Origin of the sequence: Streptomyces scopuliridis (genome assembly GCF_042790125.1) — a bacterium.
GTDB lineage: Bacteria > Actinomycetota > Actinomycetes > Streptomycetales > Streptomycetaceae > Streptomyces > Streptomyces scopuliridis_A.
Window position 1 is genome coordinate 1 of the sequence record NZ_JBHTZS010000063.1, and the last position, 8,678, is coordinate 8,678.

The 8,678-nt window shown below is 69.9% G+C and carries 8 protein-coding genes and 1 pseudogene; 4 read left to right on the forward strand and 5 right to left on the reverse strand.

The genetic code is table 11. From position 1 onward, the window contains the following. Window positions 1-513 (forward strand): annotated as a pseudogene (locus ACFRKB_RS38585) (serine/threonine protein kinase); the annotation flags it as partial. A 113-nt stretch (window positions 514-626) separates the two neighbouring features. Here ACFRKB_RS38585 and ACFRKB_RS38590 read toward each other — a convergent pair. From ACFRKB_RS38590 to ACFRKB_RS38610, 5 genes are all read right to left on the reverse strand, one after another. Beyond that, a complete protein-coding gene (locus ACFRKB_RS38590; protein WP_383111263.1) occupies window positions 627-1,637 on the reverse strand; it encodes a hypothetical protein in 1,011 nt (336 codons plus the stop codon). Window positions 1,638-1,646: 9 nt separating this feature from the next. Then, complete coding sequence (locus tag ACFRKB_RS38595; protein ID WP_383111264.1) at window positions 1,647-1,871, reverse strand: hypothetical protein; 225 nt, start codon at window positions 1,869-1,871, stop codon at window positions 1,647-1,649. A gap of 90 nt (window positions 1,872-1,961) precedes the next feature. After that, window positions 1,962-2,345, reverse strand: a complete 384-nt coding sequence (locus ACFRKB_RS38600) for a cupin domain-containing protein (protein WP_383111265.1) — start codon at window positions 2,343-2,345, stop codon at window positions 1,962-1,964. A 75-nt stretch (window positions 2,346-2,420) separates the two neighbouring features. Beyond that, window positions 2,421-2,591 (reverse strand): hypothetical protein, encoded by a 171-nt coding sequence (locus tag ACFRKB_RS38605; RefSeq protein ID WP_383111266.1) that lies wholly within the window; start codon window positions 2,589-2,591, stop codon window positions 2,421-2,423. Window positions 2,592-2,743: 152 nt separating this feature from the next. After that, a complete protein-coding gene (locus ACFRKB_RS38610; protein ID WP_383111267.1) occupies window positions 2,744-3,448 on the reverse strand; it encodes a thioesterase II family protein in 705 nt (234 codons plus the stop codon). Window positions 3,449-4,008: 560 nt separating this feature from the next. Between ACFRKB_RS38610 and ACFRKB_RS38615 the strand changes: the two genes are divergently transcribed. From ACFRKB_RS38615 to ACFRKB_RS38625, 3 genes are all read left to right on the forward strand, one after another. Continuing rightward, the gene (locus tag ACFRKB_RS38615; protein WP_383111268.1) at window positions 4,009-4,959 is read left to right on the forward strand and encodes an ATP-binding cassette domain-containing protein; all 951 of its coding nucleotides are present in this window, start codon (window positions 4,009-4,011) and stop codon (window positions 4,957-4,959) included. Window positions 4,960-4,971: 12 nt separating this feature from the next. Beyond that, window positions 4,972-5,763: an ABC transporter permease gene (locus tag ACFRKB_RS38620; protein WP_383111269.1), complete on the forward strand. Its 792-nt coding sequence runs from the start codon at window positions 4,972-4,974 to the stop codon at window positions 5,761-5,763. A 343-nt stretch (window positions 5,764-6,106) separates the two neighbouring features. Further along, window positions 6,107-8,678 (forward strand): amino acid adenylation domain-containing protein (locus ACFRKB_RS38625; RefSeq protein WP_383111270.1); only part of this gene is annotated, 2,572 nt, incomplete at its 3' end.

Genomic DNA, 8,678 nt, shown 5'->3' on the forward strand with positions numbered 1-8,678 from the left:
ACCTCGCAGGGTCCGATCCTGCCGCCGAGGAATCCGGACGACGGCGGGTATGACGGTGGGCATCAGCGGCGTGGTGGCCGGGGCAGGATGTGGGTTTTCGTGGCGCTCGCGGTGATCGCGATCGTGGCGGGGGTGGCCTACGCGATCCAGGGCATCAGTGACACGAATACCGGCGACAAGTCGGAGAACAAGCCGTCGTCCAGCACGAGCGATTCGACGCCGAGCGATTCGCCCTCGCCCTCGGACTCGCAGAGCGAGGACACCACGGAGCCCGACACCTCCCCCGGCGACAACCACCGGCCGAGCCACACGCCGAGCGCGACGCCGTCGGAGACTCCCAGCGCATCCGATACGCCCAGCGGCACACCGTCGCCCCCCGCGCAGTCGGAGCCGGCCGGTCCCGACGACGAGACGAATTCCCCCGGGCCAACGAACGAGCCGAGTCCACCCGAGACGTCGGCGTCACCGGGCGGGATCCCCGAGCTGCCCCTCCCTGACAGGCCGGGCACCTGACAGCCCGACGACCCGATGGTGGCCCCTTACCCCACACGTAGTCGCCGCCGCGGCCCACTCCCCGTCCGCGCGTACTGGACCTCCTGGAGACGCGGGGCCGGGTCCGGTCCGGGTCAGGCGGTGGTCCAGCGCTGGACTGTCTCTTGGTCGTGGGTGAGCCATGTGCCGTCGCCCAGCGGTACGGCCCGGGCCCCCGGGGGCTGCGGGTAGTCGAGTTCGGCGATGGGCCTGAGCGTGCGTGCGTCGAGGAGGAGGTGCGTGCCCTGCTCCGCCCACTGTTCGTCGGCTGCCACGACCAGGATCCGCTTGTCGTCGACGAAGCCAGGCGTGTAGCCGACGAAGACCCGGTCCTCGGACAGTACGTCGCCGGCCTCGATGATGACGTCGTCGGCGCCGTCCTGCGTGCGGCATAGGTACCCGCCGCCGACATCCTGGCTGACCAGCACTCCGTCCGTGCCGAGGCCGACATAGGGTTCCTCGGCGGTGCCCGCCGCCCGGACGTCGAGCCTGCCGGCCGCGTAGGTGACCAGGAGGCAGTGGGTGCCGTCCTGGCCCATGGAGGCGGTGAGCAGGACCTCGGGGCGTGCGTCCGGGAACTGCTGGAAGGCGTACGTCGCTGAGAAGGACGGCAGGACGTGCTCGGCGAGCACGTCGCCGGTGGCCAGGTCGAGGGCACGGCAGATGTCGCCCGCGGAGAGCCCGTCGGGTCCGATGGGTCCGGCCATGGTCGCGAGAAGCACCTGGCCGGCCGGGTCGGCCGTGCATGCGCCGGCGGCTTCGGGCGATTGCTGCCAGTCCCGGTGGTGGTGCTCCCACCGGCTGGTTCCGCCGGTCTCGTAGACAGTGACGGCCTCCCGGGTGCTGATGGCCAGGGCGCCGTCGGGCAGTGGCGAACAGTACTGACTGAGGTCGTTTGGAGCCGGATTGGTCCACGTGGTGCGGTCGGCGAGCACCTGGGACGGATCGGTGCCGACCCTGCCGACAGAGATCGTGCCCTCGTGTCGCGTCACGAGCCAGTGTGTGCCGTCGCGCAGCAGCCAGCCGTCGGTGTTCTCCAGCGCGTCGGTGATACCGGGCAGGAACTCACGGGTGAGCAGTTCTGCGGGTACGCGGGGGTAGTTCACGTGCTCGTCCTAGTCGGTCTCTGGGGCGTAGCGGCTGGGCCAGTAGAACTGCCGCCGGTGGGTGGGTTTGTCGTCACCATACGTCGGCCCCGCGAGCATGCCCTCGATGCGGATGATGGGGGCGCAGAAATCGGGGCAGACGCTGCGCATGGCCGCGCCGTGCCGGGCGTAGTAGTCGGCGGTGACGGCGGACTTCTCCACCTCGCCCTCCGCCTCGCCGACGGGCTTGCCCATCTCCGCGACGACCAGTGGGGCGAGCCGGTCCTCGTGCGCGCACGCAGGGCGCGGGTAGGGGGCGCCGGGCGGCGCGGGCCGCTCGCTCGGTCACCGGGCCCACGCCCGGCTCGCCGCGTGCGCCCGCTCCACGGCGGCCTCGATACGGTCGGGGCTCCAGCCCCCGTACGTGAGGAAGCGTTGCGGGACACCGGCCGGGACCCAGGTGGCCTGGCCGGGCTCCAGGTCGAAGAACGCGCCGTCGATCTCGGCGGTCGCCTCGCCGTCCAGAATCAGTACCGACTCCTCGACGTTGTGGCTGTGCGGGGGCGGCCCGGTGCCGGGCTGGAAGACCGTCTGGCCGGTGGTGATGACAGCGTCCCCGGAGTTCCACTTGCCGACGTAGGGGAGCGTCGCGACACCGCCGCCACGGTCGAAGCGTTCGACCTCGTCGGGGTCGATGAGCAGATGGGGTTCGGCGGGCTGGGGGCACATGGCTCTCTCAGCCGATGGCCGCGAGGAAGTCGTCGCGGTGGCCGGGGACGACCTGAAGGGAAACGGTCAGCGCGATCATGCGGGAAGCTCCTCGGTTGTGGGGAAGGGCCCGGGCAACGGTGTGCCGGTGGCCGCGGCGACGCGGGTGAGGGAGTGCCAGGTGTCCTCGACGACGGTGATGCCTTCCACGCGCAGCCGTTCGGCGGTGCGGATCTCCGGCTCGCCCGGCACGAAGACCTCGCTCACCCCCCGGCGCGGCGGGAGTGGCCTTGGTCTCCTCGACCAGGGCCCCCATCCGCTGTTCGAACGCGGCCGGATCGGCCATGGCATCCGGAACTCGAACAGCGCCGTCAGGACACCCGCCAGGCTCTCGATGAGTGCCTGGAGGACGTCAGCGTTCAGCCGGGTGAGGCCGCGGATCCCGCTGTGGCCCCGAGCTTTGACGCCACGTCCTGGATCAGCTCCGCCTCGTGGGGAACGAGGTAGAAGTGGTCTCCCGGGAAGACCCTCTCGCTGTATCCGGCCCGGGTGTGCCGGGCCCAGGCGCGGATGTCCCCGGGGGCGATGTCCGGGTCGTCGCACCCCACGTACGCGGTGATGGGGGCTCCGGTCGACGCGTCGGGGCGTGGGCGGTACGTCTCGCTCAGCCGGTAGTCCGCGCGGATCGAGCCCATGACGAGTTCCCGCAGATCCGGATCGCGCAGTACGGGCGCCGCCGCCGCGTCCAGCCGCAGCACGTCCGCGATCAGCGCCGCGTCGCCCTGCTCATGGAGGGCGGATTCGCGGGTGCGAGCGGGTGCGCCTCTGCCGGAGACGAACAACGCCGCCGGTTCGACGCCATGCCGGTCCTTGAGCCGCATGGCCACCTCGAAGGCCACCGAGGCGCCCATGCTGTGTCCGAACAGGGCCAGCGGCCGGTCGAGCCAGGGCGTCAGTGCCTCGACGATGGGTTCCACGAGGGTGTCCATGTCGTCGACGCACGGGTCCTGGAGCCGGTCCTGGCGTCCCGGGTACTGCACGGCCAGCAGCTCGACCGTTTCCGGCAGTTGGCGTGGCCAGGTGCGGAAGGCGCTGGCGGCGCCGCCGGCGTACGGGAAGCACACCAGGCGCGTGTGCGGGCGGGACACAGGAGCGAAGCGCCGGAACCACGCCGGGGAGGGAGCCGGGCCCGGACCGCCCGGCTGTCTCGCAGGCGCGTCCTCCCCGGCATGCCCGATCCGCTCGTTCATCCCGCTCATCCCGCTCATCCGCGCCCCCCCGTGTGATGCTCCGTCCGCCCGTCCGGGCGCGACGCACCGAGGATGCCGTGCTGACAGCGTTGTCGGCGACATCTCCGAAAAAGCGGTTCCGCAATATTCTCCTGCTGTTCTCCTCGGAGGCACTTTCGGAGCATTGCCGGAACGGCGAATGGCGCTCGCCGCACCAATCGGGAGGACGGAGGAGCGGGCGCGGGGTAAATGTCTACCTCGTCCGGATGGAAGCGCTCTATTGTTCACGGTTCAATTATCGGTGTATGTCACACGGAGACTTGGCAGGTTCTTGCCATCGAGGTAGACGGGGTGCTTTAGTGGCGCTGCCTTCCCGGAAGTCACTTGCCACCCCCAGGGCGATTGAGCGAATGGAGGCCGCGGAATTTCGCGCAATCTCTACGTGAGGTGCATTCATGGAAATCGCTATCGAGGCGGTAGGGCTTCGTAAGCGTTACGGGGGCCACGAAGCGCTGTGTGGCGTGGACCTTTCCGTCCCCACCGGGACGCTGCTGGGGATCCTGGGCCCCAACGGGGCGGGCAAGACGACGACCGTGCGGGTGCTCGCCACGCTGCTCGAACCGGACGAGGGCCGGGCGCGCGTGGCCGGGTACGACGTACGTGAGCAGCCGCGCGAGGTGCGCCGCAGCATCGGCCTCACCGGCCAGTACGCGGCCCTCGACGAGCGGCTCACCGGGCGGGAGAACCTTCGGCTGATCGGCACGCTGTACCGCCTCGGCCGCCGCGCCGCGAAGGCGCGCGCCGATGAACTGCTCGACCGGCTCGATCTCGCGGACGCCGCGGAACGCCAGGTCAAGACGTACTCCGGAGGCATGCGGCGCAGGCTCGACCTGGCCGCGAGCCTCATCGCGGAGCCCAAGGTGCTGTTCCTCGACGAGCCGACCACCGGCCTCGATCTGACCAGCAGGCTCACCCTGTGGGACATGATCCGCGAGCAGCTGGCGGGCGGGGTGACCGTACTCATGACCACGCAGTACCTGGAAGAGGCCGACCAGCTCGCCGACCGTATCGCCGTGATCGACGGAGGGCGGGTCATCGCCGACGGAACCTCCGACGAGCTGAAGGCCAAGGTCGGCGGGGAGCGGCTCGAAGTGTCCCTGGCGGACGACGGTGACATCCCCGCGACCGTGACGGCGCTGCGGGAGACCGCCGCCGCCGAACCCGTCGTCGCGCGGGACAGCCGCATGGTCTCCGTCCCGCTCGGGGACGGACTGAAAACGGTCTCCGAGGCCGCCGCCGCGCTCGACGCCGCGGGTGCCAGGACCGTCGGTTTCGCCGTCCGGCGGCCGTCGCTCGACGATGTGTTCCTCGCCCTGACCGGCGGCACGACCAGCAGGGAAAGGTAGCGCGAGTACCCCATGGTGGAACTTGTCAGTGACGTGTCCGCACTGGTCGGCCGGCACATGAAGCACCTGGTGCGCATCCCGGAGAAGCTGCTCAGCGTGACCTTGATGCCCGTCGCGTACGTGGTGGTCTTCGGCGTCCTGTTCGGCAGCGCGATCTCCGTGCCGGGCAGCGACTACCGCTCGTACCTGATGGCGGGCATCTTCACCCAGATGATGCTCACGAACGTGGGCAACACCGCTCTCGGCGTCGCCGGCGACCTCAGCAACGGCGTGGTCGACCGGTTCCGTTCACTGCCGATGTCACGGTCCTCCGTGCTGATCGCGCGCACCCTCTCCGATCTGACGCTGGCCGTCATCGCCTGCGTCACGATGGCCATCGTCGGCTATCTCATGGGCTGGCGGGTGCACGAGGGCTTCCTGAAGGCCCTCGGTGGTTTCGGGCTGCTCCTGCTGCTCGGCTACACCATGGCCTGGCTCGGCGCGCTCATCGGCCTGCTGGCACGCAGCGCGGAGGCGGTCAACTCCATCGCCTTCATGCTGGTGATGCCGCTGACGTTCCTGTCGAACGCCTTCATCCCGCTGGACGGCCTGCCGGGCTGGCTGCGGTGGCTGTGCGAGTGGAATCCCGTCAGCGCCGTGGTGGCCGCCTGCCGTGAACTGTTCGGCAACACGACGACGGGCACCGGCAAAGGGGCGTTCCCCGTGCAGTATCCGGTGCCGGTGTCCCTCGTGCTCTGCGGCCTTCTGCTGGCCGTCATCGTGCCCGCGGCCGTCGGCGCCTACCGCCGTGCCGCGGCTCGCTGAGACGAGCCGATTTCCCGCGGGGCCGTCCCGTGAATTCCCGCGCGCCACCGGCACCGGCGGACGGCCGGTCGCCGCTCCGGTGAATCCATCCGCCTCTGTCGGTGCGCGGATCGAGAGCGCATGTCAATGGCGCATATCGATGGCAGATATCGATGGCGCATATAGATAGTGCGGATTGACGGCGTGAATTGATGTCTGGGAGAGCCTGTCGGTTTCTCCGCTGTTAACCCGTGACAGATGTAATGGCTCGCGAGTTCGCTCATTGCCGGTGGCTTTCTGGCTTTCCCGGCCGTATTCGATTCCTCATTGACCGTGCGATTGCCCGATCGAGAACGGATGGACCATGACCGGTTATCAGATTGCTCGTCTGCCCCTTACGGCCGCGCAGTCCGGTATCTGGCTTTCCCAGCGCCTCGATCCGACGAACCCCATCTTCAACATCGCCGAATACATCGAGATCCACGGTGAGATCGACCCGGTGCTGTTCGAGAGCGTGCTGCGACGCACGGTCGCCGAGGCCGAGACGCTGCGGATCCGGATCGTGGAGGAGGACGGCAGTGCGTCGCAGATCGTCGAGGAGCACGACGACTGGGACCTGGACCTCCTCGACATCAGCGGCGAGGACGATCCGCGGGCGAGCGCCGAGGAGTGGATGCGGGCCGAAGCGCGCCGACCGGTCGATCCGACGCACGGCCCGTTGTTCGCGTTCGCGCTGTTCAAGGCGGCGGACGACAGCTGGTTCTGGTATCAGCGCTACCACCACATCGTCATGGACGGCCTCGGTCTCTCCCTCATCGGCGGGCGTGTGGCCGCGCTCTACACGGCTCTGGCGGCGGAACACCCCTGTCCGGAGCCGACGTTCGGGTCCCTGCGGGAGCTGATCGAGGACGAGGCCGCCTACCGGGCCTCCGAGCGGTTCGTGCGCGACCGCGCGTACTGGACGGAGCGCTTCGCCGATCTGCCCACCGCCAGCAGCCTCGCCGACCGGCAGCCGAGCCTGCCCCGGTATCTGGAGCGGCGGACCGCCTCTCTGGACGAAGGGGTAATGGACGGGCTCCGCGCCACCGCACGTGAGGCGGAGGTCAGCTGGCCCGCCGTCGCCGTCGCCGCGCTTGCCGCGTACCTGCACAGGATGACGGGCAGCCGGGATGTCGTTCTCGGCCTCCCCGTCGTCGCCCGCGGAGCCATGGCGACCCGCGCCATCCCCGGCATGATGTCGAACGTGCTGCCGTTCCGGCTGGACGTACACCCGGGCACCACCGTCCGGGAACTCGTCCGGCAGGCGTCGAAGGAGCTGCACCTCGCGCTGAAGCACCAGCGCTACCGCTTCGAGGATCTGCGGCGGGACCTCGAACTCTCCGGCGACGAACACCGGTTGGCCGGTCCGCACATCAATATCGTCATGGTCGACTACGACCTGCGGTTCGCCGGCTCCCGCACCACCGTGCACAACCTCGGTGGCGGCCCGGTCGACGATCTGTCGCTCGTCGTGGACGGCCGCGCCGGCTCGGGGCAGGGCCAGGGGAGCGGCCTGAGGATCGACCTGGACGCGAACCCGGATCTCTATCGCTCCGAAGAGATCGCGGCGCACCAGCGGCGCTTCCTCGATCTCCTCGGCAGCATGGTCCGCGCCGGACTCGACGAGCCGGTCGGCGGCCTGGAACTTCTCCGGCCCGCGGAGCGCGAGCGGGTGCTCGTGGAGTGGAACGCGACCGAGCGGCCCGTACCGTCCGTCACGCTGCCCGAGTTGTTCGAGGCGCAGGCGGCTCGTACCCCGCTGGCCACGGCGGTGGTCTTCGAGGGCCGTGAGCTGTCCTACGCCGAGCTGAACGCCCGCGCCAACCGGCTCGCGCATCTGCTGATCGAACGAGGCGCGGGGCCCGAGTCCGTTGTCGCGCTCTCGGTACCCCGCTCCGACGCGGTGATCGTGGCGCTGCTCGCGATCCTCAAATCCGGGGCCGCCTACCTTCCTGTCGATCCCGGCTACCCGGCCGAGCGGACCGGGTTCATGCTCGACGACGCCCGTCCCGCGCTCGTCCTCACGGTGGCGGGGACCACGGTGACCGAGTCCGGCACGTCATGTCTGCTCCTCGACGATCCGGGTACCGCGGAGCTGCTCGCCGGACAGCCGGCCACCAACCCCTCCGACGCCGAGCGCACCACCGCGCTGCGGCTCCAGCACCCCGCGTATGTGATCTACACCTCGGGTTCCACCGGCAGGCCCAAGGGCGTTGTGGTGTCCCAGGCGAGCGCGGTCGACCTCGCCTCGTGGGCGGCCGAGGCCATCGGGCCGCGACAGCTGCGACGCGTCCTGGCGTCCACCTCGCTCAACTTCGATGTCTCCGTCTTCGAGATCTTCGGACCGCTGTGCTGCGGCGGCGGCATCGAGGTGGTGCGCGATCTGCTCGCGCTCACCGAGCGGGCCGGTGACGGCTGGTCGGGCAGCCTGATCAGCGCGGTGCCCTCGGCGATCGCGCAGGTGCTGGCGCACGGCGAGGTGAAGGCGTCGGCGGAGACCGTGGTCCTGGCGGGTGAGGCACTTTCGGCGCACGCGGTCGCCGACATCCGTGCCGCCCTGCCGGGCTGCCGCATCGCCAACATCTATGGCCCGACGGAGGCCACCGTCTACGCGACGGCCTGGTACGGCGACGGCTCCGACGCCGACGCCGGCGACCCTGACCACGACCGGACGCCGCCGATCGGCCGACCGGTGTCCAACACGCGTGTGTACGTGCTGGATTCGGCGCTGCGGCCGGTGCCGGTGGGGGTGACCGGTGAGCTGTACATCGCGGGAGAGGGCCTGGCCCGTGGGTATCTGGGTCGTCCGGGGTTGACGGGGGAGCGGTTTGTCGCTGATCCGTTTGGCGGTGTTGTGGGTGGGCGGATGTATCGCACGGGTGATGTGGTGCGGTGGC